Source organism: Ochrobactrum vermis, assembly GCF_002975205.1.
GTDB lineage: Bacteria > Pseudomonadota > Alphaproteobacteria > Rhizobiales > Rhizobiaceae > Brucella > Brucella vermis.
This window is the reverse complement of sequence record NZ_PCOC01000003.1, coordinates 23,850-48,812: the sequence shown is the minus strand read 5'-3', so window position 1 is coordinate 48,812 and position 24,963 is coordinate 23,850. Positions and strand designations below refer to the sequence as shown.

Genomic DNA, 24,963 nt, shown 5'->3' with positions numbered 1-24,963 from the left:
CAGAAAGAGGCCGTCATGTTGGACGCCGCGCTCAAATCCCAGCTCAAGACCTATCTCACCAATATCGTCCATCCGATCGAACTGCTCGCGACCCCCGGCAGCGGGCCCAAGGCGCAGGAGCTCATCGCGCTTCTCGACGAGGTCGTCAGCCTCTCAAACGGCAAGGTCGTCCGCGGCGCCGATGCGGATAACGATCGCCAGCCAAGCTTCCTGATCCGGCGGCAGGGAACCGGGATCGGCGTGCGTTTCGCGGGCATTCCGCTCGGTCATGAGTTCACGTCGCTGGTGCTGGCCCTGCTGCATGTCGGCGGGCATCCGTCCAAGGCCGCGAAGGACATCCTGCGGCAGGTCGAGCAACTCGAGGGCGACTATCACTTCGAGACCTATTTCGCCCTGTCGTGCCAAAGCTGCCCCGACGTCGTCCAGGCCCTGAACCTAATGGCCGTTCTCAATCATCGGATTCAGCACACCGCGATCGATGGCGCGCTGTTCCGGCAAGAGGTCAAGGACAGGCAGGTGATGGCCGTCCCCGTCGTCTTCCTCAACGGTCAGAGATTCGGCCAGGGGCGGATGGAGCTGGAGGAAATCGTCACCAAGCTCGACACGGGCGCTGGACAGCGTGCCGCCGAGCGAATCAAGGCGAAAGAGCCCTTCGACGTTCTGGTCGTGGGCGGCGGACCGGCCGGTGCTGCCGCGGCCATCTATGCGGCGCGCAAGGGCATACGCACCGGGATCGTGGCCGAGCGTTTCGGTGGACAGGTGCTCGACACCGCCGCGATCGAGAATTTCATCTCGGTTCCGCACACCGAGGGGCCTCAACTGGCCAACCATCTCGAACAGCATGTCCGCCAGTACGACGTGGACATCATGAACCTGCAAAGGGCGATCAGGCTGGCGCCGACAAAGATCGATGGCGGGCTTCACGAGCTCGTGCTGGAGAATGGGGCGAGCCTCAGGGCGCGGGCCGTCATCCTGGCGACCGGCGCCCGCTGGCGGCAGATGAACGTGCCGGGCGAGCAGGAATACAGGAACAAGGGCGTCGCCTACTGCCCCCATTGCGACGGGCCGCTCTTCAAGGGCAAGCGCGTGGCGGTGATCGGCGGCGGCAACTCCGGTGTGGAGGCCGCGATCGACCTTGCCGGCCTCGTCGCTCATGTCACCCTGATCGAGTACGACAGCCAGCTCCGCGCGGACGCGGTGCTGCAAAGCAAGCTGGCCAGCCTGCCCAATGTCAGGATCGTCACCTCCGCCTTGACCACCGAGTTGTCGGGTGACGGCGAGCGGGTGACCGGATTGATCTACAAGGACCGCAACTCGGACAACGTGCAGGAGGTCCAGCTCGAAGGCGTCTTCGTCCAGATCGGGCTGGTGCCCAACACCGAATGGCTGCGTGGAGCCGTGGCCTTGACGCCTCATGGCGAGATCGAAATCGATCACCGCGCCGACACCAGCCAGGCCGGCATCTTCGCGGCAGGCGATGTGACGACCGTCCCCTACAAGCAGATCGTCACCGCTATCGGCGAGGGGTCGAAGGCGGCCCTCTCGGCCTTCGACTATCTTATCCGGACCGTCCCGGCCGAAGAAGCCGCCGCCGCATAGCGGATTCCTGCCGATTCCGCCGAATCTGACGGGCCGCACTTCGCGGCCCGCTCCATTCCAGCGCCTTTCAACCCTTCAGCGCCTTTCAATCCTTGAACGACTTGTAGAGCTTGCTGGCGATCTCGAAGATCTCCTCGGGTTCGTATTCCGGCGTGAACGCGGCCGAAATACCGGCGAGGTCCGGGATTTTTCCTCCGTCGGGCGCGCCGTCGACCAGCTCCAGAGGCCCGGCCGGCTCGTCCGGTAGGGCCTGCTCGCCATTGCCCTAGATCGCCGCGAGCTCGGAATAGTCCTTCGACCCGAAGCGATAGAGCCGCCGATGAACGCCCTCGTCCATGTAGCGGCGCGCTTCCGGTATCTTGTAGGTCGGGATGTTGGGGATCGGCAGCATCTTGTCCATCTCGACACTCGTCAGATGCTTGAGCGCCAGTGCGTAGGCACGCGCATGCACGCCGCCGCGCACCAGGAGGTATCCGCAGATCTCCCGGGACACCGGATCGCTCACCGTCTCGTAGACCCGCAGCTTGTGCATCCGCGCGCCGTTCTCGAGGAAGAAATTGTGCAATATAGGTCAAGGATCAGGTTGGGGCCGAGCTGATGATTGGCGAGAAGAAGCCCCGTCAGCATCGCCACGATCCAGCCGAACTCGATAAGCCAGCGCTCCCCATGGGACATGGACTTGAAGAGGCCGAGAACAGCGACCTGCAGCGGAACAAGACCCAGCGTAAGGAGGATAGTGATCGTCGTCACCTGCCCAACACCAACGCCGGTCGCCGCCACTGCAAAAATGGTCCAATGAGAAAGCAGCAGAGAAGGCTCTCCGCCGACGTAGTGCCTGATCTACGTCTTTCAGATTGTCGGCGAAGGCGGCACCATGCGTCGGCGATACGACCCCTCGGAAGAACAAGCCACCGATTATCACCGCTCCGACGAGCCAAGTCAGCCAAAGCCCCTTGGCCGCTGCCTTAAGGGCGGTTTCGATCGTTAGGTTGGAGGGAGCGGCCGTTACGGCGATAATAACCGCCAGCACGGCGCCAATCACTCCCGCCGCCAGAGCTGTGACGCGGCCGCTTGCCAGCATGGCGACGACAATAAAAAGCGGTGAAGCCCATAGGAGGTATGTCACGCGTCACCAGGTGGAACTGGAAGCTCGCGCCGAGCATAAGCGGTTGCGATCAAATCGGCCTCTCTTCGCTCCCGGCCATCACGCCTATAACCCCTGTAAACGCCCGGGCTCAAGTATCCTAGGCAGCGTCAGTATCATCCTGTTGCAGACCGAAGAACGATCCGACCTCGTCGTGAACGTCGTGCAGCATATCAGCCGCCTCCGGGGCAGACTCATGCAAGCAGCCCTTCAATGAGCACAGCGCCGAACAGGGCAAAGAGCCAAAGGATCGAATACCGAAACAGCCCCTTCGCCGGGGCGTTGTGAGGTGCGCCAGGACCATCGCCTTCGATATCGGCGCCGGCCGAACTGCGATAGACGCGCCAGGCGTGAATAAGGAACCACACGCTTCCGGCGCTCGCCACGATGCCATAGCGGAAATCGACGATCGCTTTGCCTGCCGCAGCAATGGGTTGAACCGCCAGCACGCCCACCCTTTCGCCATAGGTCGACAGGTGAAACGAACCGGCCCGCCTCTCCGCCCTTTTACCGCGCTCCGGCCCCACGACGGCGACGCGCGGCCGGGCGCCCCGACGAACTTCGATGAAACCCTCGGCCAACAATTGGTCGTAGGCGACAGAGACCGTCGACCGCGAAACCCCCAACTCCTGGGCAAGGGCGCGCGATGAAGCCAGAGGGCCTTCTGTCCCGAAAACGCCGCCGAGGATTTGTTGCTTGAGCGCCTCATAGATTTCCCGGGCGCCCAGCCAGCCGCGATGCCCAAGCCTGCCAGCACAAGGCGCAACCGCTGAAACTGGCCTATCTAGGTTCTCATCAACTGGCTGGTCTAAGCAAGCCAGTCTGGCGATATGAGTAGAGGTGTCGACAAGACTCGGACGCTCGATAAGCAGCGGGGCCCGACGAACAATCTTGCTGACGTGGTCACGTCGCTGACGGCCTTGCCGATCCGCGCTTGGATTTGGAGAACATGAGATGGGTTTCCATCCAGTTGCGCCGGATTGGCGCACCAGCGAATGGCTCAACACGCCCGAGCCGCTGACACTTGCAGCATTGCGCGACCGCGTTGTCATGGTCTGCGCTTTCCAGATGCTGTGTCCGGGCTGTGTGTCCCAGGGCCTACCCCAGGCTCAACGCGTCGGCAGCCTGTTCTCACCATCCGAGATTGCCGTCATCGGGCTCCATAGCGTCTTCGAGCACCACGATGCGATGGGGCCGAATGCGCTTCGCGCCTTTCTCCATGAATACCGCATCGGCTTTCCGGTCGGGATCGACGAGCCCGATGGCCTGTCGCTGCCCCACACCATGCGCACCTACGGATTCGAGGGGACCCCGACGACCCTGCTCATCGACCGCGACGGACGCCTCCGACGTCAGACCCTGGGCCACGTCCCCGATCTCCACCTCGGCGCAGAGCTCATGGCGCTGATCGGCGAACGTCCATCCACGGTAACCCGGGGCGACACTACGCCATCCGGGGTCTGCACGCCCGATGGTTGCTCCTGACAGCAGAGAAGTTCACGACGATGATCGACTCTGACACGCCTCTTTCCGAAGCCGACCTCCAACGCTTCGGACCTGACCCGCTCACCGCCTTCCGCACCAATCTGGCGTCGGTGGAGACGCGCATCAGCAATGCCTGTGCACGCGCCGGGCGCGAGCGCGCCTCCGTGCGCCTGCTCCCGATCACCAAGACGGTCCCCGCCCATGTATTACGCTACGCCTATGCGGCCGGCATCCGTTCCTTCGGCGAGAACAAGATCCAGGAGGCGACGACCAAGCTCGATATGCTGCACGATCTCGCCATCGACTGGAGTATTGTCGGTCATCTCCAAACCAACAAGGAGAAGTACCTGACCCGCTTCGCCTGGGAGTTCCACGCCCTCGACAGCCTACGGCTTGCCGACCAGCTCAACAAACGCCTGGAACGCGAAGACCGCTTCCTCGACGTATATGTCCAGGTCAACACCTCGAGCGAGGAGAGCAAGTTCGGCCTCCATCCGGACGCGCTCATGCCTTTTGTCGATACGCTCGACCAGTTCACGCGCCTCAAGCCGCGCGGCCTGATGACCCTCACGCTGTTCAGCTCCGACATGACCAAAGTCAGGCCGTGCTTCGCGCTGCTGCGGGCGCTGCGCGACGAGGCTGTCAAGCGCCATCCGGACCTGACCGGACTTTCCATGGGCATGACCGGCGATTTCGAGGGAGCCATCGAGGAAGGGGCGACCGTCGTCAGGGTCGGGCAGGCGATCTTCGGCAAGCGCCCGATGCCCGACAGCTATGACTGGCCCGAGGCGCAGGTGACCCCATGACGCACGTCATCTCGATCCAGAGCCAGGTGGTCTACGGCCATGTCGGCAACAGCGCGGCGGTCTTCCCCCTGCAGGTCAAGGGGTGGGAGGTCGCGGCCATACCCACAGTTCTCCTCTCCAACAATCCGCATTACCCGACCACACATGGCAAGGTGCTCGAAGCGGATCTTGTCGCTGAACTGCTTCAGGGCCTGGAAGAGCGCGGATGCGTCGACACGGCGCGCGTGCTTGTTACGGGCTATCTGGGTTCCGTCGAGAACGGCGAGCTGATCTCGGAATTCGTCGCGCGGGCGGTCGAGCGTAACCCCAACCTGATCTATGTCTGCGACCCGGTCATGGGTGACGACGATCTCGGGCTCTACGTCAAGGAAGGTCTGATCGACACGTTCCGGCAACATCTCACTCCAATGGCGTCTGTCATCACCCCCAATCAGTACGAGCTCGAATTGCTAGCTGGACACAAGGCGCGGTCGGCCGAAGGCGTGAGCGCGGCTGTGCGAATTCTCTCGGAGCGTGGTGTTCGCGGCGCCGCGGTCACGGGATGCGTGCTCGACGATACCGAGCCGGGCTTCGTCGAGACCGTCATATGGTCCAACGGGGGTCTGACGCGGATACCCGTCCAGCGTCTGCCCATTCGTCCCACCGGAACAGGGGATCTCTTCACCGCGCTGCTGGTCGCCAAGCTATGCGAGGGAATAGCGCTTGCCGAAGCCGGCATTGCCGCGACGGAGGAAATCCGCGCCGTGCTCGAAAGAACCCATGCCGACGCCTCCAGGGAAATGCGCATAACCGGCTTTCCGTTTGCGGCGGCAAGACATCCCAAACCGGTCGCCTGACGCGAAGACGCCGCAGGAGACGGACTAAATTGGTCTATCTTATATGGAGCTTGCCCGCGCTCGCGGTCATCGCTGCGCTTGCAAGCGGTCGGATCGGTACGCTCGCCGCTTCGCTGATTGGTGTCGCCATGGCGCTTGTAGTCTCTCTCGTGACAGCGCCGGAAGCATTTCGAATCTCCGAGGCCGTCGTCGCCATGGTGCGTGGTGCTTGGATCGGCTGGATAGTGGTCCCCTATATCCTCGGCGGCCTGCTGTTCTGGCAGATGGCGATCCGGCCCGGCGACGCGGCCATGCCCGTCGAGACATCGCTGCCGGACGCGCGTGCGCGGCGACGCCTGCTGTTCACCGCGTGCTTTCTGATCGGCCCCTTTGCCGAATCCGCGACCGGCTTCGGCGTCGGCATCATTGGAACGATGATGCTGGTGCGGCGACTCGAAATGTCGCCTGTCTATCTGCTCGTCTTCAGCCTGCTCAGCCAGACCATGATCCTGTGGGGCGGCATGGGCAGCGGAGCAATCGTCGCTGCAGCCTTCGCCCGCACTGACCCGACAACACTCGCCGTAAACTCCAGCTTCTTCCTTGTCGCCTTCAACATCCTCTGGTTGCCGATCTATTGGCGTATGGCCGACAGTGCGGGGATCAACGCCGGCTGGCGCGAACGATGCAGCGAAGCTGTTTGGCTTGGCGCCAGTCTCGCCTTCGTAATAGCCGCCACTTCAATACTCGGCCCGGAAGTGGCGATGCTCGCCGCCTATGGCCCCATCATCGTGCTACGCTTTCTGATCGATGAGCAGCCGGACCCCGCGACACTGGCGCGGGCCTTCAACCGGATGCTTCCTTTTGCCGTTCTGATCGGCTGGCTGGTCATCACGCGTCTTGTGCCACCGCTTACGAACACCCTCGAACAGCTTGGCCGTCTTGAGCCGTTTGAGGGTGCACCGGAATGGTCGCCGCTTTTTCACGCGGGCACCTGGCTCGTAATCGCCGCGATCCTGACTGCGCTTTTGCGCGGCCACACCGCCGCCTTTCCGGCGGAGATCAAGGCGGCCTGGAAGACCGGCCGGCTTGCCGTGCTCGCCATTATCACCTTCTCGATGATGGCCGAACTACTATCGGGCTCGGGCATCGCGCGCGGGCTTGCGTCCGGCCTGTTCGAGGCTCTCGGCAGATGGTCTGTCGTTCTGACCCCAATCATCTCGTCGGTGTTCGGCGCCCTGTCCAATAGCGGGAACGCCGCCAACGGCTTGTTCATGGCCTCACAAGTGAGCCTGGCGACCGAGGCAGAACTGAATGCGGCTGCTATCATCGCATTGCAGCACATCGCCTCTCTGTCGCTGACCATGATCTCGCCGGTACGAATTTCGATCGTCTGCAGCCTCGCAGGAACGCCAGGGCGTGAACGTGAAGCCTATCGCGCCATGCTGCCTTTCGGCCTCGTCATCATTGCCGTGCTGCTTATAGCGTCGCTGCTTATTGCCCTAAGGGTCATCTGAGATGCGGTCAAAGACACACCGCTAATGCCGTTTAGCTTGATGATGATCGATATCGACCACTTCAAGCTGATCAACAATGCGCTTGGTCACCTGGAAGGCGACAGCGTCATTCGCGATGTCGCCCTATTGATTGTCAATCGGCGTTTAAACGGGACCCCTTATCGGCGTCCAAAAAGTACCCCTCCTTTAGGTTGCAAGGTATAGCGTGCGCGGGCCCGGAACTTTAAATTTAGTGCAGGGTCTGCGCGCGCGGATCGTTAGCGTTCTTCGGCTTTAGCTTTGAGAGCGATTTTTGAAGCGCCACGATTCATTTCCCGTTTCAACGATCTCGCAATGATGGGTAAGCCGGTCGAGCAGAGCGGCGGTCATTTTTGCATCGCCGAAGACTGTCGGCCATTCGCCGAACGTCAGGTTTGTGGTGACGATGATTGAAGTCCGCTGGTAGAGCTTACTGATGAGGTGGAACAGCAACTGTCCGCCGGCCTGGGCGAACGGAAGATAGCCAAGCTCGTCCATAATGACGAAATCGAGCCTGGAGATAAAGTCGGCAAGACGCCCCTGCTTACCATTACGCGCTTCCGTTTCAAGACGATTGACGAGATCGACGACGTTGTAGAAGCGCGCGCGCGCACCGTTGCGGATCAAGGCACGGGCAAGTGCGATGGACAAATGGGATTTTCCAGTGCCAGTTCCTCCAACGAAAACGATATTGTGCTGCTCGGCAAGGAAAGCTCCGCTCGCAAGCTGGCGCACCAGTCCTTCATTGACCGGCGTGTTTGTAAAGTCGAAGTCGTCGATGTCCTTGGCCAGCGGCAGCTTTGCGACGGTGATCTGGTATTTAATCGAGCGCGCCTGTTTCTCGGCGATCTCCGACTGCAACAGGTCGCCGACAATGCGCGGTGGTTCGTGCTGGCGCTTGATGCCAGAGGCCATGATCTCGTCATAGGCGCTGCGCATGCCGTAAGCTTCAGCGTGCTCATCATGTCGAAGATTTGGGATCGTTCCATATCAGCTTGCCCTCCTGAGGCTGTCATAACGTGCGCAGTCTGCCACAGGCTCATGGGTCAGGCGCAGCGCATCGGGGATGGAAAGAATGGCGGCGGGCTGTGGGTCTCGCTTGCGAGCCAGAATGTTGATGATCACAGCGGCGGAGAATACGCCTTGATCAAGCGCCTCCTGGCAGGCCGCTTCGACTGCAGGAAGGCCGTCGATACTGACACATTCCAGGATCGACACCATCTGCCGGTCCCCATCATGCATGGCCTTGAGCTTTCGCCGAACATGCTCCATGGAGGCTGGCAGGACCCAATCAAGGAATGGTGCACCGTTCCTCAGTGCTCCCGGCTTGCGCGTCAGGACCGGAACATAATGCCATGGATTATAAATCGTCTCGCCACGGCCGAAGCAGCGTTCATGCTGGCCGATCTCGACACCATTTTGCCGTATGACGATGCGGTCGGCATAAGCATGTATCTCGGCCGGGCGGCCAACGGCAGTCGATAGCACCGAATATTTGTTCTTGTCGAAACGCACGAGGCAGGTCTTGCCGATCGAGGCCTGTATTGCGTGGAAGCCATCGAACTTGCCGGGATAACCGACCAGATGAGCCTTCTCCTCTTCGAATACCTCCCAGATCGTGCGCTCCGTCTGATCGACATGCTTATGAGCGCGCGCGTAGCTGATGCATTTATCCAGTAGCCAGCCGTTCAACTCATCGTAAGATTTGAAGCGTAGCCGTGGCGTGAAGAAGCGTTCCCGGACCAGATTAACCTGGTTCTCGACCTGACCCTTCTCCCAGCCCGACGCCGGTGTACAGGCCACCGGCTCGACCAGAAAATGACTGCACATTTGCTGAAAGCGTCGATTGTATTGCCGCTCTTTACCGACGAAGGGCCGGTTGAATTCGGCGCAGTCATGCGAAATGACGGCCGCTCCGAAATTGTGCTGAACCATCGGTCGAGCTTTGGTCGTGTCTTTCGCCAACCAATCTCCTGAAGCCGGAAATCCAGATACCCCAGTGCGCAGCCGGCCGTGATGCCCGCAATGTTCAGATGATCTGAAGTCAGGTCCGAGCGTTCCAGCTGATCCAGTGCCTGATTGATGCGGCGCAACTGGCTTTCACACCATTCCTGGCTCCGCTCGGCTGTGCTGCGCCGGTTTTCAAAGCGCCACAATAAAGCGGCGTCCATGATGCCATCGGCCAGTGCCTGATCGCTCAGGCACAGCCATCGTGCCATCCCTTCCTTCGGGAACATGGACGGGCCCTCTGTCAGGCCGTCCAGATATTCGCAAATTACCCTGGAATCGAAAATCGAATCTCCGCCGGGCAGCGTCAGCACGGGAATCTTCATCAGTCCCGTTATCTGGGCCAAGGCGTCGTGTGCCGGCGTGTTCAACGGAACATGGGTGCCGACATTTGCGACGACCAGCTCAATGCGGTCTGTCAGGCCTTTTTCCTGCGCTAGCACACGCACTTTTCTGGAGAACGGCGATGCGGAGGTGTAGTGAAGTTGCATCATAACCCGACGCGCTCATTCATTATTGAATTTGACGGCGGGTTTGGGCTGGGTGTCCACATTGAGCTGGAACACGTCAGGCCGGCTGTAATGGCCGACCGGGTCGAAGTCGTACATCGCTTCGCTGATCAGGTTCAGATCTATCTCAGCGGTCAGGATGCCTTCCTTGTCCCATAGAGGGCCGGCCAGCACCTGCCCCAAGGGGTCAATTATGCAAGCGCCTCCCCGGCAGATAATGGTATCGGGATCTTCCGGGAGGTCGATCGGGAACCCGGCCGGGAAATCGGACCGACGATTGAACTGATTTGTCGACAGGACGAAGCAGCGCCCTTCCAGGGCGATATGCTGCATGCTTGGCAGCCAGGTTGGCCGCGCGTCTGCTGTCGGAGCGCAATACACCTGGATGCGCTGTCCATACATCGCCGCGCGCAGCATGGGCATGTAATTTTCCCAGCATATGACGGAGCCGACCCGGCCGCAGTCGGTTTCGAAGACGGGAAGGGTGGAACCATCTCCGAAACCCCAGACCAGACGTTCGCTTCCCGTTGGCATCAACTTGCGGTGCTTGCCGAGGTAGCCGGCCTCGGGAGAGAAAAACAGCACCGTGCAGTACAAGGTGCCTCCGTCGCGCTCGATGACGCCGATGACCAGGTCGACCTTGTTGGCTTGAGCAATGGTGGCCAGCGTTTCGACCGCCGGTCCGGGCACGTCAATCGCGGAATCCCAGTAGCGCTTGAATTCCTGGCGCCCCTCCTTCGTTCGCATGCCGATCACTGCGCCGAATGACGAGCCTCTGGGGTATGCGGAGATATATGCCTCGGGAAAGAGGACAAGCTTGGCGCCTTTGGCGGCTGCATCCGCCGTCAGATCGGCCACTTTCTCCAGCGTCTGCTCGATATTGTAGAGAATAGGCGATGCTTGGACGCAAGCTGCCGTATAGCGCGCCAATGCCTTTTTCGTAGCCATCATGTCAGCGGTCTCCGTGTCACTTGCTCTCTGGGTGACGGTACAATACGTAGTCCAGAGGTGCATTCATGTTTGTCATTCTAAACTGACATGTCAATAAGACATTTTGAAAAATTGGGACACGGGGCCGTGTTTCGCTATTTTTGGCCTTCGTCTTCATCGTTAATGGCGCTGCCGAAAGCTCGGCGGTGAACCACAATCAGGAGGTAAGGGCCTTGTCCCGTGACCAGATCTTGCTTGCCGATCAGGCCTATGACGCAATCATCGACCTGATCCTCTCCTATCAATTGCGCTTGGGGGAACGTACCTCCGTGGCCCAACTGGCCGAGCGATTGTCGCTGGGGAGAACCCCGGTGAAAGAGGCTATCGCCCGCCTGCAGGCGGAAGGGCTGCTTTCGGTAGCGGGGCGGAGCGGCACTACAGTCAGGGAAATCGATGTCACGACGGCACGGCAGCTATTTGCGCTACGCCGGAACCTCGAAGGCTTTGCAGTCGAGGATGCCGTGCGATTCGTGACGGAGAAGGACCTTCAGGACCTCCGGTTGCTGCTGGCGCAACTGCAATGGTCCCCCGATCCATCATCCAACCTGTATCAGATGGCCGCCCGCTATGTCAGGAGCAACGTGCGCTTCCATGCCACGATTGTCCGATGTGCACGCAACGCCACACTGGATCGGCTGTATGGCCAGGTTCAGATGCAGGCTCAAATTGTCATCTATCTCTATCACCTGGGCAGCGACCACGGCGCGATGGACAAAAAATATCAGGAACATGCCGCGATTTTGGCCGCCCTTGAACAGCGCGACGCAGCCACGTTGCGGCAATTGCTTGAAAGCCATGCGGTCGCCACCGAGGAGAGTGTCGTGAAATCTCTCGACGCCCTTCCTCAATCCAGGCAACGAGATCGGGGCTAGATATTGGTTCCCAGTTTTGGATCATCTTTATCTTCCGAATCATCGGACGCGCTTTGGCTAGGTTCCGTAACGGCCGTTCATCGGCGAGATAACGAAGGACGATCACCGGGCCATAGGCCGCCAGCATCGCGGTTTCGGGTCCGACCAGCGCCGTGGCGCCGATCACAAGCCCCAGGCTCCCTCCAAGCCAGAAAGCCTCGCTGATCCCCTCTCTATGGACGGCGAGGCTCGTCGGGTCGGTCCGGGCGAAAGCCGCGGCGACGATCGCGCCGCTTCCCATTCCGCCCCACAGGATCATGGTCTGGCTTAGAAGCGAAAAAGCCAGGAGATGGATCCGTTCGATGTCGAGCCGGCGGACCAGCATGAGCGTTCCGATGATACCGATACCGGGGCCGGTTGCAGATTCGGCGAAAGGGCCGAGGAGAAAATAGGCGGTGAAGAGCAGCGTGCGTCTGGCGCGCTCATCTCGCGTTGGCGACTCCACAGGCACAGATGCATTTCCAGGCCGGATGGCCATCTGCCAGAAGAGCAGGCCGCCCAAAATATAGGGCACGACGATCCACCCAATCCAGACTCCGCGGAGCACGGCAAGGCCCGCATCTTGCGGAGCGAAACGGATCGGAGCGCAAGTGAGCGCGACCGCCAGCGCAATTGCCAAGCCTATCACCTACGCGAAGAGCGTGCCAGCGCGTCCGGTTGCGATCAGCCCGAGTGACGGGAGCGCCGGAAGTGTCCAGATAAGATAGGTCAACTCACCACTTCACGGCCGCCCTTCGGGAAGCTCATCCTGCGCGTTTCGGGATATTTGTGCTGGCGAACGGAAAACCGACGAGGCTCATTTCCGCAGATCCGGCTGTCTGCGTGCGCTCGAGGACAGCAAGAATCTCTGAGGTGGCGAGTTCACTGGCGCGCCAGAGAGTTTCACCATTACAAAGGCGAGAAAGCAGCAAGGCGGTGAAGAGATCGCCCGTGCCGCAGGGCCGGATAGGCAGGCGGGGCGCGACGGTGCGTGTCAGGTTCTCTGGAGTCCAAGCGACAGTCTCTACCGATCCGGTCGGCGTGTCATCGAGAACGCATCCGGTCACCACAGCGGCTTCAGTACCGAACTGGGACAGAGTGTGCATGGCTTGAGCAATCCCCTCGGCCGAGCGCGCCTTCGTTCGCGCGAGTAGCTCAACCTCATATTGATTGGGAGTGATTACTGAGGCAATGGAAACCAGACGATCGCGAAAGAGGCCAATGAGGCCTTCATCGACGAACAGCCCGAGATCGTCATCGCCCATGACGGGATCGCAGACATAGATCAGATCTGGGTTCTTCGCCCGGGCGCGAGAGACAAACTCGGCGACCACCTCGCCGTTCTCGACCGAGCCGAGATAGCCGGTGACGATGGCAGTGGTCTGTTCGAGTAGGCCGCGCTCCTGTATGCCGCGGAGCAGGCCTGCGACGAGTTCGGCGGTCAGCACCTGCCCATACATCGTCGGGTAATGGGGATGGTTGGAAAGCAGAGCCGTGGGCACAGCCGCAACTTCGATCCCCTTGGCCTGCATCGGCAAGACGGCGGCGCTGTTGCCCACATGGCCGTACACGACTTGGCTTTGGATGGAGATGACACGCATCAGCCATCTCCCGCGGCATCGGATAAACCGTAGGATTCTGGCGTCGGGCGCTTGCCAAAAATCTCCTGCCCGACGCGGACAACGTTGGCACCTTCCTCTATCGCTTCTTCGAAGTCCCTGACATGCCCATGGAAAGCTCAGAAGCCGCGTCGTTGATTTTCACCGCCGCGTCTCGGAGATCACGCAGCAGACGGAAGCATGGACGGACCTTGATCATGTCCGAACTGAACAGCGCCAGCGTCATCAATCCGCGAGGGCGAAGTCGTGGATAATTGCCGAGCATTTGGACGAATGGAAGCACGTCATCGGGGGCAAGGCCGAATTTGCTCTTCTCACCGGAGGTATTGACCTGAACATAGACGTCCAGGAACCGATCTTCGCTTTCAAGGCGAGCGTTGATGAGCTCGGCGAGCCTAAGACTGTCCAACGCGTGAAACTCGCGGGCGAAGCGGGTGAGATACTTGACCTTATTGCTCTGGAGGTGGCCAACGATGCTCCATTCGATGGCGAGGTCGTCGAGGAAATCGCGCTTGCGGATCGCCTCCTGGATCTTGTTCTCGCTGAAGGAGCGAATGCCAGCCGCGAACGCGTAGCGCAGCACATTGGCGGGCACCGTCTTCGTTATAGGAAGAAGGCGCACGGATGCGCGTTGGCGGCCGGCGCGCTGGCAGGCCTGCACGATACGCTCCTCGACCCTGGCGAGGTTGGCGCGGAATGCGGCAAGCGGATCCTCGCCGAACCGGGCGATATCTTCAGGTGTGAGGGGGGCATTGTCTGGGACGGAGAGACGCAAGGCGGTGCACCGCAGGACCGATCACTGTAGCGGCCGCCAATACCTTCGTCCTAGAGGGCCAAGAACTCGGCTCCCTACGAATATCGTGAGCCGGGTCAGGCCGTTGAAGCGCCGGATGTGGTAACCGAGATGGGCCGGTAGGCTCCACCACACGATCATGGTGAGTGAATCGGCCTACGGTTCCACATTTGCCCTACCAAATCCGACGACCGATGTCCTGCCAGCCGCCGGCATTTGCTCCGATAGGGGACGATTTGCTGCGGATCGCTTCTTCGCGCAAACACCGCGTCGAGGGCCTGAGCCACAAGGCCTCGATTGTGCTTGACTTATTGTTAGGACTCCTAAATAATTCGCTGATGGAACACGCTGATCATCCAGAGCCATTGTTAGAACGCCTGCGCGACGGGTTCGATCGCATCGCACTCGTATCGCGTTCGGACCTCTGGTCAGCTGCGAGTGCTTCGGGGCTCAATGCTGCGCAGGCGCAGGTTCTTGGTCTGCTTGTGAACCGGCCGTCAGGTTTGCGGCCGAAAGAGATTGCCGCGCATCTATCCGTCACGCCCGCAAGCATCGCTGACACCTTGAGCGCCTTGACGCGCAAAGGCCTGGTCAAGCGCGAAGACGATCTCACCGACGCCCGCGCCGCGATCATAACGGCCACGCCGGGTGGCTTGCGGTTGGGCGCTGATCTGGCCAGATCCGAGTCAAAAGTCGCCGAGGCTTTGGCGGGACTGACTCCGACGATGCAGGGCGAATTGCTGCTCGCCCAGATCGCGCTCATTCGCCAATTGCAGAGCGCGGGCGCGATTCCGTTGCAGCGCATGTGCGTCTCGTGCCGATATTTTCGCCCGCAGGCCCATCCTGGCGCGGCAAAACCTCACCACTGTGCCTTTGTGAATGCCGCGATCGGTGGCCGAGAGCTCCGGCTGGATTGCGGCGAGCACGAAGCGGCTGCTCCCGACGTTCAGGCTGCCACCTGGACGTCCTTCGCCAGGGCTCGCCGTCTCTCCAAGCCTAACCGTCAAATCGAGAAGGATCATATATCATGAGAGCAACGAACACCTGGGGTGCCTGCCTTGCGGCGGCCCTTTACTGCGCCTCCGCAGGCGCTTACGCGCACAGCATCCAGGCTGACCCGGACGAATCCGTCATGGCCTCGTTCGACATCATCGAGACAACGATCATCACCAAAGGCGACACCGCCGTATTCACGACGCGCGTGCGCGGTGAAGCCGGAAAGGACAAGCCCGACGCCACCGGTAAGTTCGAGGGCTCCAGCGTCTACGCCTATGTGTGGCCGACGACGCTTGACAGCAGTGAGATCGGCTTCGACGCAGCGCAGGGGATTGTGGCGCTCGCCGTCACCTTCCATCCGGATTTCGACGATGCCGCCTATGGCGGCAGCAATAGACACATCTGGCATCCGCACTGGGTCGTTTTGACAAAGGATGCTGCCTGCCGCGGCGGCCTGAAGGTTGTCGATATTCCCGAGGGCTCTAAGCCCAAGGTTCCCCCGACCTGGCCGAACGTGCCGCTGTTGATCGATAGCCCCGAATATCCGACGAACTTCAAGGGCGACACGGTCGACGTCGAAATACCGGTGGCCCTCATTTCCGGGATTCAGGGTGCGTCTTTTGATGGCGTGACCTCTGGCCTCAAGGTCAACGGAAATCTCCATGCCCCGCTGCTCTGCGTCAGCGACGTCTTCAAGATAGCCTCAGGTGACTTGTCGCTGCCAGGCAAGGTCGTTCCCGGCAAATAATACCGGAAACAAAAGCGGTCCGACGACTGCCATCGCCGGACCGCCCGATAATCCCCCTCCAAGCTCTAGAGAAGGAAATCTACTATGGCACAAGTAAACCTCATCGATCCAGCCTCGTCCGCCGCCACGGTCAAGCCGACACTGGACAAAATCAACGGCGCCTTCGGCGTGGTCCCGAACATGTTCAAGGCGGTTGCGAACTCGCCGGCAGCACTCGCCAGCATGTGGGGCTCGTTTGGCGCTCTGGCCGGCGGCAAGCTTGGCGCGCGGCTCGGCGAGGAGATCGCCGTGGCGGTCGCCAACGCCAATAACTGCGAATACTGCCTGGCGGCACACACGGCGTTGGGTCGCAAAGCAGGCGCCTCGTCCGACGAGATGGCGGCAGCACAGATCGGCGAGTCTGCCGATCCCCGTACGCAGGCAGCACTGACCTTTGCCTTGAGCGTCGTTCGCGACCGCGCGGCTGTCACCGATGTAGACGTGGCCGCTCTCAAGGCGGCGGGCTTCGATGATGAAGGCGTGGTTGAAATCATCGCGCACATCGCGCTCAATCTCTTCACGAACTACGTGAATGTCGCGCTGAACGTCCCGGTCGATTTTCCGGCCGTCCAGTTGAAGCGCGTGGCTTAAATCATCCAGGACCGGGCCCTCCGATGAGGGCCCGGTTCCATTTCCTTTTTTGTAGCCAGGAGGCGATGGTCATGAACTCTCGCATTGCACCGCCGCTGCTCACCAGCGGTTGGCTCAACACTTCCGAGCCGCTCGACGTATCCGATTTCCGAGGCCGAGTTCTTGTCATCGAAGCCTTTCAGATGCTCTGCCCGGGCTGCGTGTCACAGGGCCTTCCCCAAGCGCAGCGCATCGCTCAGACTTTTCCAGCGGACCAAGTTGCTGTCATCGGTCTCCATACGGTCTTCGAACATCATGAAGTCCAAGGCACGCGCGATGCGCTTGCTGCCTTTGTGCATGAATATCGGCTCAGTTTCCCCGTTGGTATCGACCGGCAGAACGGACGGCTGCCCGCAACGATGACCGCCTACGAGATGCAGGGCACGCCGACCCTAGTCGTGATCGACCGCAGTGGCGCTCGTCGGTTCCAGCAATTTGGCCATGTTGATGATCTCAGATTGGGCAGCATCATCGGCATGTTGCTCCGGGAGACGGCAGGAGGCGTGGAACGGCCGTCCGAAGACGGGGCGACCTGCAACGAGGTGGGATGTCCTGTCCCATCAGGGTCATGATGGAGCGAACCCGTCAAGTGCATCCTCGAGCTTGGAACGGCGGTCGCAGACTTACGCTGCCGCGGTGAGTTGTTAAAGGGTCAGGCAATGCTTGGCAGTACGCCCTTCGCCTCCTGGCTTGGTGCGTGCGAAATCACAAGGCACGCTCGTGCCTCTCAAAGGAGTAGATTTGCGGACGCCTTGTCCGGACTGGCGGGAGTTAGCGGAGATGAAACCGAGCCCAACCGGTTTCGATGCTGATGATGCATTGTCGATGGAGGCCGGTCGCGAGCGCTTCGATGACCGATGCCAAGCCGATGGAGCTATCGTCGCCGGAGGTCGGGCTCTTGAAGGCGCGCAACATCCAAGTCCTACGTTCCAGAAACTGCGTGCTTGGCCCTCGGGCATATGCACGTCAGAGCCAAGCGGATCGCCGATCAAGGCTAGTTGCCGCTATACCCGCGCGCCGGACGCTAGTGCATCCGCGCTCTTGAATTACCTCATCGTTCCGATCCGCGGAACCGGTGCCAGTTAGGCGCGATACTGAGGCCGGCATCAACGCGAAGAATATCGGAGCAACTCCAACGGAGCCACAGGCTCCGATCGCCCATTTGGCGCTTCTGGACGCCTCGGTATTGAGGGTCAAAGGTAAGGTCCGCAACTGTTTTGCCGATTGGGACGTTCGTGCTTCGGCGTTCCGGCATACCGGCTTTTCATGAACCGGCACTCGCAGTCCGATAACCCTTGTTAGAGCCTTCTGGGTCGAAGTAACCGAAGGAAAAATCCATGGTTGACGACCTATCCAATGGCTCAGACTCGCCACCATTCTTCGCGCGCTGGTTCTACTCGACCAACCACAAAGACATCGGCACTCTCTACCTCATGCTCTCGCTCCTGTCAGCGATTTTGGGGACGGGATTGTCCGTCCTGATGCGCCTGGAGTTGCATGAGCCTGGTATGCAGATCTTTGCGGACCCGGCGGTCTACAACGTGGTAGTCAGCGCCCACGGCCTGGTCATGATTTTCTTCGTGCTTATGCCGGCGCTCATCGGCGGATTCGGAAATTGGATGGTGCCGATTATGATCGGTGCGCCAGATATGGCGTTCCCCCGCCTCAACAACGTTTCCTTTTGGCTGTTGGCGGCATCGCTTGTGCTGTTTCTGATTTCGATGTTTGTCCCAGGACCAGCTGGTGCTTTGGGCCATGGCGGAGGCTGGACGCTCTATCCACCCCTTGCGACCGACGGCCAGCCTGGACCAGCCGTCGATCTCGTGATCCTGGCCATCCACCTGTCAGGGGCTTCGTCAATCCTCGGAGCGATCAATTTCATCACGACCATCTTCAACATGCGGGCACCCGGCATGACCCTTCACAAAATGCCGCTCTTTGCCTGGGCTATGCTGGTAACGGCATTCATGCTGCTGATGTCTCTGCCTGTGCTAGCTGGTGCCATTACAATGCTGCTCTCGGACCGAAACTTTGGCACTGCCTTCTTTAACCCAGCGGGTGGCGGAGATCCTATTCTCTACCAGCATCTGTTCTGGTTTGTTGGCCATCCGGAGGTCTACATCATGGTTTTGCCGGGCTTCGGCATCATAAGTCACGTGATTTCGACCTTCTCCAAGAGGCCAATTTTCGGTTACCTGGGCATGGCATACGCCATGGTTGCTATCGGTGTGATCGGCTTTCTGGTCTGGGCGCACCATATGTTCACGGTCGGGCTGTCACTCGACACGCTGCGCTTTTTTGCTTTCGCTTCGATGGTTATCGCCGTACCCACGGGCATCAAGATATTCTCCTGGATCGCGACCATGTGGGGTGGCTCGATCACGTTCAAGACACCGATGTTGTGGGCCACCGGTTTCATACCGCTGTTCACCATCGGCGGCGTGACCGGCATCCAACTCGCCAATCCCGGATTGGACCGGCCCCTCCACGACACCTACTACGTCATTGCGCATTTCCATTATGTCCTGTCGCTCGGGGCTGCCTTCGCGATCTTTGCCAGTTTCTACTACTGGTTCCCGAAGATGAACGGCTACATGTACAGTGAAGCGCTGGGCAAGCTGCATTTTTGGCTCATGTTCGTCGGCGTCAACCTGATTTTTTTCCCACAACATTTCCTTGGGCTCGCCGGCATGCCGCGGCGCTATGTGGACTATCCCGATGCCTATGAGGGTTGGAATGCCGTCTCGTCCTATGGATCCTACATATCCGCGCTGGCTCTTCTACTATTCTTCTACAATATCGCCGAAGCGTTCTGGAAAAAGCGTGCCGCAGCTGCAAATCCGTGGGGTGAAGGCGCCACTACATTGGAATGGCAGCTCGCTTCGCCAGTCCCTTTCCACCAATGGCAGCGGCTGCCACGTATACGATAAAAGCCGTGGTTCACCTCACAACACTCTGGGCGATTGTGCGGCGCCCAATCCTTGGTGTTTGTCAGTTGTTTCCGGAGGAAAGGAGGCGATCGACTGTGGGCACTTGCTTCGTGACCTTTGCGCTCGCTCGGCAGCAAACCGGCCCCTCCCGGCTGTGCTGGCGTTAGACCGTCCCGATGCGCTCGATGGACTGTACGTGTCAACATCGGCCTGCCCACTTTGAGCCGGCGATGCCCATGAGGCAGTTCATCCTTAAACGAAAAAATCCGGCGTGCTGACTTGAATGATGGCTTACTCACTGTCGGTTCGGGTTTTGCTTGTTGCGCACACCACTGTTTACAGACAGGCTCAGCCAACAGACGTAGCTGTACTCGACAAGATCGTCGTGGACCGCGCAAGTTCAGCGGTGCCGGAGCCGAGGGAAGAAAGCCGCCTTCTGTCACAGACCAACTACGTACAACTCGCGACCGAAAGTCAGCTCGGCATCCTCAGTAATCGCGATGCCATAAGCGCCATCCAGTTGTTACCGGTCGTGTAGCAGCCAAGTGGCGCGTTCACTCCATCGCTGCAGGCTTCCATGGTTTGTAATTGAAGTGCTCGTCACTGGCGAACAAACATTTGCCCCGAACGTGATCGACGCGACATCGCGAGATCCGGATGAAACGTGTTGCGTCATTAAGGTCAGAGATCCAGAGTGAGGATGCCCTTCGCTCGCGAAACGCAGGGTATAAAGCGGCTGGCACGCGCGCTCGGACTTAGCACCGCATCGAGATGGATGGGTTCACCCTCAACATACCCGCACTCGCAGGTTCCGCAGACGCCGTTCTCGCACGAGGAGAAAAGTGCCACACCTGCGGTACGCAGCACTGAGAGCGCCGTGGCATCGGCGGGGACGTCAAGCACTTGGCGCGTCGAGCGCAGCTTGACAGAAAAGCGCTCCGGCACGAAATTCTCGTCGTAGGCCGATTGAAAAGCCTCGAAGTGCATGCGCTCGTCCGGCCACCCGACTGCGCCGGCGCGGACCGCGTTCATGAACCCGGGCGGTCCGCAGTAATAGAGATGGGCATCGCCAGGCTGCTTAGAAAGCTCAGAGGCGATATCAGCGTGCGTTGCAGGCTCGTCGTCGAAGTGCAAATGACGCGCTGCGCAGGAAGGTTCTGGGCGATCTCCGCCAGCAACGGGGCCAACGAGCGGCTGCGTGCGAAGTAGTGGAGTGCGAAATCTCCCCCGGCGGCGTCGAGCGTCCGCGCCATCGCCAGCATCGGCGTGATCCCGATGCCGCCTGCCATCAAAATATGCGAACCTGCCTCTGCCGACAGGCCAAAATGGTTGCGGGGGGCAGAGACGGGTAGTTCATGACCAGCAGCGACATTGTCGTGCAAGCAGCCTGATCCGCCACGACCGCCGGCCTCGCGCTTCACGGCAATCGAATATTGGGAGCGGTCGCGGGGGTCTCCGAAGAGTGAATACTGGCGTACACGGCCGTCGGGCAGATGGACGTCGACATGGGAGCCAGCCGAAAATTCAGGCAACACCGTACGGCGCGGATGACGCAATATGAAAACGCGCACGTCACCGGGCTCGTCCCGGATCTGCACAACCTTCATCTTCATGATGAGCCTGGGGCTTCCCATCGCTTAGCTCCCCAGCGGCTCGATTGGATCGCCAGGCCGGATCGTTCCTCCGACCTCGATGGCACAGTTTAGGCCGGAGCGGTTCGTAGAGCCGGGGGATTCCAAGTAGTTCTTCAATGTACTTGCAGGGGAAGTTGAGACGCGCACCGTAAAGTACGGTTTCGCCAACCCTGAAGCGTCGTCCCACCAGATGGTTCAGCGGCACGCCCACCGTGGTCAGATTGCGGCGATGATCCTCCGGAGCGAGGCGGACCTTGATACCCGGCATTTTCGGCTCACCCTGCTCAAGGGTCTCCAGTACTTCCATCTCGATCAGTGTGACGTCGCGCACACCCGGCTTGGGCGAGTAAGTTCCGGTTCCGAAGAAGTAGCGGTCACCTTCGATCCCGCGGCCTGCCACGAGCTTCGCCTCGGCGAGCTCTTCCATTTCGTAAGATGCGGAAGTGGCGATATGAATATGGGCAAGTCGCCCGGACCAGTTGGTTTTCATGGCTGTATGTTTCATGCTCAAAGGATAATTTGGCGCCATCCTAGGCTTCGTGCGATGGGGATGATCTCAATCGGAATGTGGATCCATGATCGCCTTCAGCAACCACGGGGTGTTTCGTCGCGCTCCAAGGAGTTGAAGCGCTACGTTGGTGCTGCGCCTGACGACAACGCGATCATGACCCGTCGCCGCTACGCAACGCGTGAGCCCCGGTCGGCACGCGCACGATCCTTTCCCCCAGCATGTCGAGCCTGTCCTGGCCCCAGAACAACTCACCATCAAAGATATAGGATGGGGAGCCGAACACACCGGCCCGGCTGCGACCGCTGCATCAGTGAAGCGTCGGTACTGCGCCTCCGTCTCCGGCTTCTCCGCTTCCGCGCCGATGGCCTCTGCATCCATGCCCATGCTGCGTGTTTCACTAATTACGGGACAGGTTTTTCAGTAAAGAGCGATCGCGGATTTCACTAAGTCGCGGACAGCGTTTTCACAAATGTGCGGACAGTTTTGGCGCAAGTTTTGCGGGCGCCGTTTGAGCGTGATTTCTTCTTGATTTTAGTCAGGAGAGGCCATGCCGAAGCGGAAGCAAGCGAGACGCATTACGATGAGGGATATTCGATCTATTTTGCGATTGACCTTTGAACAGGGCTTATCTGTTCGAGAGGTTTCAGAACGTCTTCGAATGGGGAAGACCACTGTTTCCACCTATTTGTACAGGGCCCGTGAAGCGGGTCTCTGCAGCTGGCCTTTGCCTGTGGCCTATGACGATGACGCGCATCTCGAGAAAGTGGTGTTCAAACGAACGGGTCGGCCACCTCGGGACACGCAGGCTCCAGATTTTGCCTACGTTGCGCGAGAATTGAAGCGCAAGGGTGTGACGCTGACGCTGTTATGGCAGGAATATCGCGCAGTTCATCCGAACGGTTACGGCTTTACGTGGTTTGCGACCCGGTTTGCAGCTTTTGAACGCAAGACATCTGCAACCTATCGCAACCGGCATGAGGCCGGAGCGACGATGCAGACCGACTATGCGGGCCAGACGGTACCGATCGTTAATCCACAGACCGGAGAGGTCCGTCAGGTGCAGATTTTTGTCGCCGTTCTTCCGGCATCCAATCTGACCTTCTCCTATGCCAGCCTGAGCCAGAAGTTGCCGGACTGGATCGAAGGGCAAAAACGGGCGCTGAACTATTTTGGTGGTGTTACGAAGGCCATTGTCTGCGACAATCTCAAGTCAGGTGTCGCGGTTGCCCTGTGGTTTGAGCCGACGATCACCGCGACATTTGAAGCCTTTAGTGAACATTACGGCACGACAATCTTGCCAACGCGGGTAAAAAAGCCCCGGGACAAGGCCAAAATTGAGGGCGCGGTTTTAATCGCAGAACGCTGGATTCTGGCACGGCTTCGCAACCAGACCTTCTTCTCGCTGGAGGATCTGAATATCGCCATTGCCGGTCTTCTTGAAGACCTCAATGGTCGCGTCATGCGTCATTACGACAAAACCCGCCGTCAGTTGTTCGAAGAGATAGAGCGCGAGGCTCTAAAGCCGCTACCGGCGACAGACTTCGAATATGCGGAGTGGAAATCAGCCAAGGTCCATCCCGACTACCACGTCGAGGTGGCAAAGACCTTCTATTCCGTGCCGCATCAGTTGATCGGCAAAATGATCACCGTGCGCCTGACGCATCGGATGGTCGAAATATTCTTCAACCATAAGCGCGTCGCGTCCCATCGCCGCCGTTCCGAGCGCAACGGACACGTCACGGTGAAAGAACATATGCCCAAATCCCATCAGCGGCATGCCGGAATGAGCGCGGCAAGCCTGATCCGGCAGGCCAACGGCATCAGCACCAATACAGGAATTTTTGTCGAACGGGTCATCCGCGACAAACCACATCCGGAACAGGGATATCGCGCAGCGCTTGGCATCCTCTCCCTTGCCCGACGCTATGAACACGACCGCCTTGATGCCGCCTGCGAGCGGGCGCTTGTCATCAATGCGCTGACGTATACGTCGGTTCGTTCCATTCTTCAGTCCGGGCTCGACCGGGCGGGCACGGTCATGGAAACCGGCAAGCCGCTGCCCACTCATTCCAACATTCGCGGTCGCGGCTATTACCATTGAAATCGCTGGCAATAACGCTGGCGTCCTGCCTGAAGCCCCTGAGGCGCTACGCAATGTGGAAAGCTTCTCGCCCCAGGGGCCTCAGGCTTCATCGATCGAGCTGACAGCACGAAACGAAGTCTGTCAGCATCGCCAACCCACAGAAAGAAGGAATGACAATGTTGACCAATCCAACGCTTGACCACATGTACACGCTCGGTTTGTCAGGCATGGCAGCCGCCTGGCGAGAATTGGCGGAGCAACCCGAAGCCCGGGCGATGGAGAAGGAAGAGTGGCTGGGCCTCATGCTCGACCGGGAGATCGCCGTGCGCGCCGATAAACGGCTGACGGCGCGTCTGGTGGCGGCAAAGCTGCGCTTTCCGGAAGCCAGTGTTGAAGATATCGACTTCCATGCGGCCCGTAATCTCGACCGACGGGCGACAATGGCGCTGGCGCAGGGACAATGGCTTAAGAACCATGAGAATTTGATCGTTACAGGGAAGACTGGCACTGGCAAGTCGTGGCTGGCCTGTGCGCTGGGACGTCAGGCTGCCCGACACGACCACACGGTTCTCTATGTTCGTGCGCCCCGTCTCTTCGAAGACCTCGCCATGGCCAAGCTGGACGGTCGCTATCCAAGGCTCATGAACCGTCTGATGAAGGTCCAGTTGCTGATACTTGACCACTTCGCCACCCACACGCTCAACGATCAGCAGCGTTTCCATCTCTTTGAAATCATCGAAGAGCGATACCAACGAAGGTCGACACTCATCACCGCTCAAGTTCCTGTGAATACCTGGCACGACCTGATTGGGGATGCGACGGTCGCCGATGCGATATTGGACCGCGTCGTCCACAATGCTCATCGCATCAATTTAGAGGGGGATAGCATGCGAAAGGCAAAATCCGGCATTGACGCCGCGCCAGGCTTCAATCACGAAAACAACTGACAATGATCAAAGGACAGGCCTGAAAACGAGACGCCAAAAACTGTCCGCACTTTAGTGAAATCGCAACACGCGATTTAATGAAATCACTGTCCGTGTTCAGTGAAATACGCACGCTATACCTTGCAACCTAAAGGAGGGGTACTTTTTGGACGCCGATAAGGGGTCCCGTTTAAACGCCGATTGACACGATAGAAGAGCGGACTATGATTTCGGTATGATTGTTAGCTCGTGTAGCTCCCAATAATCTAGTCTATTG

The 24,963-nt window shown here is 59.6% G+C and carries 22 protein-coding genes and 6 pseudogenes; 16 read left to right on the top strand and 12 right to left on the bottom strand.

The genetic code is table 11. The features are described 5' to 3' along the window. Positions 1-15 precede the first annotated feature (15 nt). The gene (ahpF, locus tag CQZ93_RS25105; RefSeq protein WP_105545340.1) at positions 16-1,599 is read left to right on the top strand and encodes an alkyl hydroperoxide reductase subunit F; all 1,584 of its coding nucleotides are present in this window, start codon (positions 16-18) and stop codon (positions 1,597-1,599) included. An 85-nt stretch (positions 1,600-1,684) separates the two neighbouring features. Here the strand turns inward: ahpF and CQZ93_RS27440 are convergent. The 3 genes and pseudogenes from CQZ93_RS27440 to CQZ93_RS27330 all read right to left on the bottom strand — a co-directional run. Further along, positions 1,685-2,167, bottom strand: a pseudogene (locus CQZ93_RS27440) (manganese catalase family protein); the annotation flags it as partial. Continuing rightward, positions 2,101-2,379 carry a hypothetical protein gene (locus CQZ93_RS26495; RefSeq protein WP_181153527.1) on the bottom strand — a complete coding sequence of 93 codons (279 nt, stop codon included), beginning with the start codon at positions 2,377-2,379 and terminating at the stop codon, positions 2,101-2,103. The pseudogene CQZ93_RS27440 and the gene CQZ93_RS26495, both read right to left, overlap by 67 nt. 558 nt (positions 2,380-2,937) lie before the next feature. Beyond that, positions 2,938-3,795 carry a GntR family transcriptional regulator gene (locus tag CQZ93_RS27330; RefSeq protein WP_105545339.1) on the bottom strand — a complete coding sequence of 286 codons (858 nt, stop codon included), beginning with the start codon at positions 3,793-3,795 and terminating at the stop codon, positions 2,938-2,940. On the opposite strand from CQZ93_RS27330, the gene CQZ93_RS25090 reads away from it, so the two are divergent. From CQZ93_RS25090 to CQZ93_RS25070, 5 genes are read left to right on the top strand one after another with little or no spacing between them, the layout of a single operon-like run. Then, entirely contained in the window at positions 3,698-4,228 is a 531-nt protein-coding gene (locus CQZ93_RS25090; RefSeq protein WP_146114495.1) for a peroxiredoxin family protein, read from the top strand. The genes CQZ93_RS27330 and CQZ93_RS25090 overlap by 98 nt on opposite strands. 20 nt (positions 4,229-4,248) lie before the next feature. Continuing rightward, positions 4,249-5,034 (top strand): YggS family pyridoxal phosphate-dependent enzyme, encoded by a 786-nt coding sequence (locus CQZ93_RS25085; RefSeq protein ID WP_105545338.1) that lies wholly within the window; start codon positions 4,249-4,251, stop codon positions 5,032-5,034. Continuing rightward, complete coding sequence (pdxY, locus tag CQZ93_RS25080; RefSeq protein ID WP_105545337.1) at positions 5,031-5,870, top strand: pyridoxal kinase; 840 nt, start codon at positions 5,031-5,033, stop codon at positions 5,868-5,870. Before CQZ93_RS25085 ends, pdxY (CQZ93_RS25080) begins: the two co-directional genes overlap by 4 nt. Positions 5,871-5,899: 29 nt before the next feature. Next, a complete protein-coding gene (locus tag CQZ93_RS25075) occupies positions 5,900-7,363 on the top strand; it encodes an L-lactate permease (protein WP_105545336.1) in 1,464 nt (487 codons plus the stop codon). Between the two features lie 24 nt (positions 7,364-7,387). After that, positions 7,388-7,567: a diguanylate cyclase gene (locus CQZ93_RS25070; protein WP_105545335.1), complete on the top strand. Its 180-nt coding sequence runs from the start codon at positions 7,388-7,390 to the stop codon at positions 7,565-7,567. Positions 7,568-7,636: 69 nt separating this feature from the next. On the opposite strand, the pseudogene istB (CQZ93_RS25065) reads toward CQZ93_RS25070, so the two are convergent. From istB (CQZ93_RS25065) to CQZ93_RS25050, 4 genes and pseudogenes are all read right to left on the bottom strand, one after another. Beyond that, positions 7,637-8,370: pseudogene (istB, locus tag CQZ93_RS25065) on the bottom strand (IS21-like element helper ATPase IstB). 1 nt (position 8,371) lies between these two features. After that, a pseudogene (locus tag CQZ93_RS25060) lies at positions 8,372-9,253 on the bottom strand (Mu transposase domain-containing protein); the annotation flags it as partial. A gap of 68 nt (positions 9,254-9,321) precedes the next feature. Next, a pseudogene (locus tag CQZ93_RS27325) lies at positions 9,322-9,879 on the bottom strand (glutathione S-transferase N-terminal domain-containing protein); the annotation flags it as partial. Positions 9,880-9,894: 15 nt separating this feature from the next. Beyond that, positions 9,895-10,848 carry a carbon-nitrogen hydrolase family protein gene (locus tag CQZ93_RS25050; RefSeq protein ID WP_339561770.1) on the bottom strand — a complete coding sequence of 318 codons (954 nt, stop codon included), beginning with the start codon at positions 10,846-10,848 and terminating at the stop codon, positions 9,895-9,897. 212 nt (positions 10,849-11,060) lie between these two features. Here CQZ93_RS25050 and CQZ93_RS25045 point away from each other — a divergent pair, with 212 nt between their 5' ends. After that, a complete protein-coding gene (locus CQZ93_RS25045) occupies positions 11,061-11,759 on the top strand; it encodes a GntR family transcriptional regulator (RefSeq protein ID WP_105545517.1) in 699 nt (232 codons plus the stop codon). 782 nt (positions 11,760-12,541) lie between these two features. Here CQZ93_RS25045 and pdxY (CQZ93_RS25035) read toward each other — a convergent pair. Beyond that, positions 12,542-13,378, bottom strand: coding sequence for a pyridoxal kinase (gene pdxY, locus CQZ93_RS25035; RefSeq protein ID WP_105545333.1), 837 nt, complete (start codon positions 13,376-13,378; stop codon positions 12,542-12,544). After that, a pseudogene (locus CQZ93_RS25030) lies at positions 13,378-14,171 on the bottom strand (YggS family pyridoxal phosphate-dependent enzyme). Before CQZ93_RS25030 ends, pdxY (CQZ93_RS25035) begins: the two are co-directional and overlap by 1 nt. Before the next feature lie 356 nt (positions 14,172-14,527). Between CQZ93_RS25030 and CQZ93_RS25025 the strand changes: the two are divergent. The 7 genes from CQZ93_RS25025 to CQZ93_RS25000 all read left to right on the top strand — a co-directional run bounded on the left by CQZ93_RS25025 (position 14,528) and on the right by CQZ93_RS25000 (position 20,070). Then, complete coding sequence (locus CQZ93_RS25025; RefSeq protein WP_181153526.1) at positions 14,528-15,220, top strand: MarR family winged helix-turn-helix transcriptional regulator; 693 nt, start codon at positions 14,528-14,530, stop codon at positions 15,218-15,220. Then, on the top strand, positions 15,217-15,933 hold the full coding sequence (locus CQZ93_RS25020) for a hypothetical protein (protein ID WP_105545331.1): 717 nt from the start codon (positions 15,217-15,219) through the stop codon (positions 15,931-15,933). Before CQZ93_RS25025 ends, CQZ93_RS25020 begins: the two co-directional genes overlap by 4 nt. An 84-nt stretch (positions 15,934-16,017) precedes the next feature. Continuing rightward, on the top strand, positions 16,018-16,563 hold the full coding sequence (locus CQZ93_RS25015; protein ID WP_105545330.1) for a carboxymuconolactone decarboxylase family protein: 546 nt from the start codon (positions 16,018-16,020) through the stop codon (positions 16,561-16,563). Between the two features lie 71 nt (positions 16,564-16,634). After that, entirely contained in the window at positions 16,635-17,174 is a 540-nt protein-coding gene (locus tag CQZ93_RS25010) for a redoxin domain-containing protein (RefSeq protein WP_105545516.1), read from the top strand. A gap of 208 nt (positions 17,175-17,382) precedes the next feature. Beyond that, positions 17,383-17,688: a hypothetical protein gene (locus tag CQZ93_RS26490; protein WP_146114494.1), complete on the top strand. Its 306-nt coding sequence runs from the start codon at positions 17,383-17,385 to the stop codon at positions 17,686-17,688. Positions 17,689-17,939: 251 nt separating this feature from the next. Further along, positions 17,940-19,532 (top strand): cytochrome c oxidase subunit I, encoded by a 1,593-nt coding sequence (ctaD, locus tag CQZ93_RS25005; protein WP_105545329.1) that lies wholly within the window; start codon positions 17,940-17,942, stop codon positions 19,530-19,532. Between the two features lie 283 nt (positions 19,533-19,815). Beyond that, a complete protein-coding gene (locus tag CQZ93_RS25000; RefSeq protein WP_105545328.1) occupies positions 19,816-20,070 on the top strand; it encodes a hypothetical protein in 255 nt (84 codons plus the stop codon). A gap of 143 nt (positions 20,071-20,213) precedes the next feature. On the opposite strand, the gene CQZ93_RS27140 is transcribed toward CQZ93_RS25000, so the two are convergent. From CQZ93_RS27140 to CQZ93_RS24990, 3 genes and pseudogenes are all read right to left on the bottom strand, one after another. Beyond that, positions 20,214-20,564: a 2Fe-2S iron-sulfur cluster-binding protein gene (locus tag CQZ93_RS27140; RefSeq protein WP_286154302.1), complete on the bottom strand. Its 351-nt coding sequence runs from the start codon at positions 20,562-20,564 to the stop codon at positions 20,214-20,216. Continuing rightward, on the bottom strand, positions 20,561-21,166 hold the full coding sequence (locus CQZ93_RS27135) for a ferredoxin reductase (protein ID WP_286154301.1): 606 nt from the start codon (positions 21,164-21,166) through the stop codon (positions 20,561-20,563). The genes CQZ93_RS27140 and CQZ93_RS27135 overlap by 4 nt, the downstream gene beginning before the upstream one ends. A gap of 3 nt (positions 21,167-21,169) precedes the next feature. Further along, a pseudogene (locus CQZ93_RS24990) lies at positions 21,170-21,656 on the bottom strand (MOSC domain-containing protein). Between the two features lie 568 nt (positions 21,657-22,224). Here CQZ93_RS24990 and istA point away from each other — a divergent pair. Both istA and istB (CQZ93_RS24980) read left to right on the top strand, forming a co-directional pair. Continuing rightward, positions 22,225-23,778 (top strand): IS21 family transposase, encoded by a 1,554-nt coding sequence (gene istA, locus CQZ93_RS24985; RefSeq protein ID WP_105545323.1) that lies wholly within the window; start codon positions 22,225-22,227, stop codon positions 23,776-23,778. Between the two features lie 158 nt (positions 23,779-23,936). Next, positions 23,937-24,707, top strand: coding sequence for an IS21-like element helper ATPase IstB (istB, locus tag CQZ93_RS24980; RefSeq protein WP_105545324.1), 771 nt, complete (start codon positions 23,937-23,939; stop codon positions 24,705-24,707). The last annotated feature ends 256 nt before the right edge of the window (positions 24,708-24,963 follow it).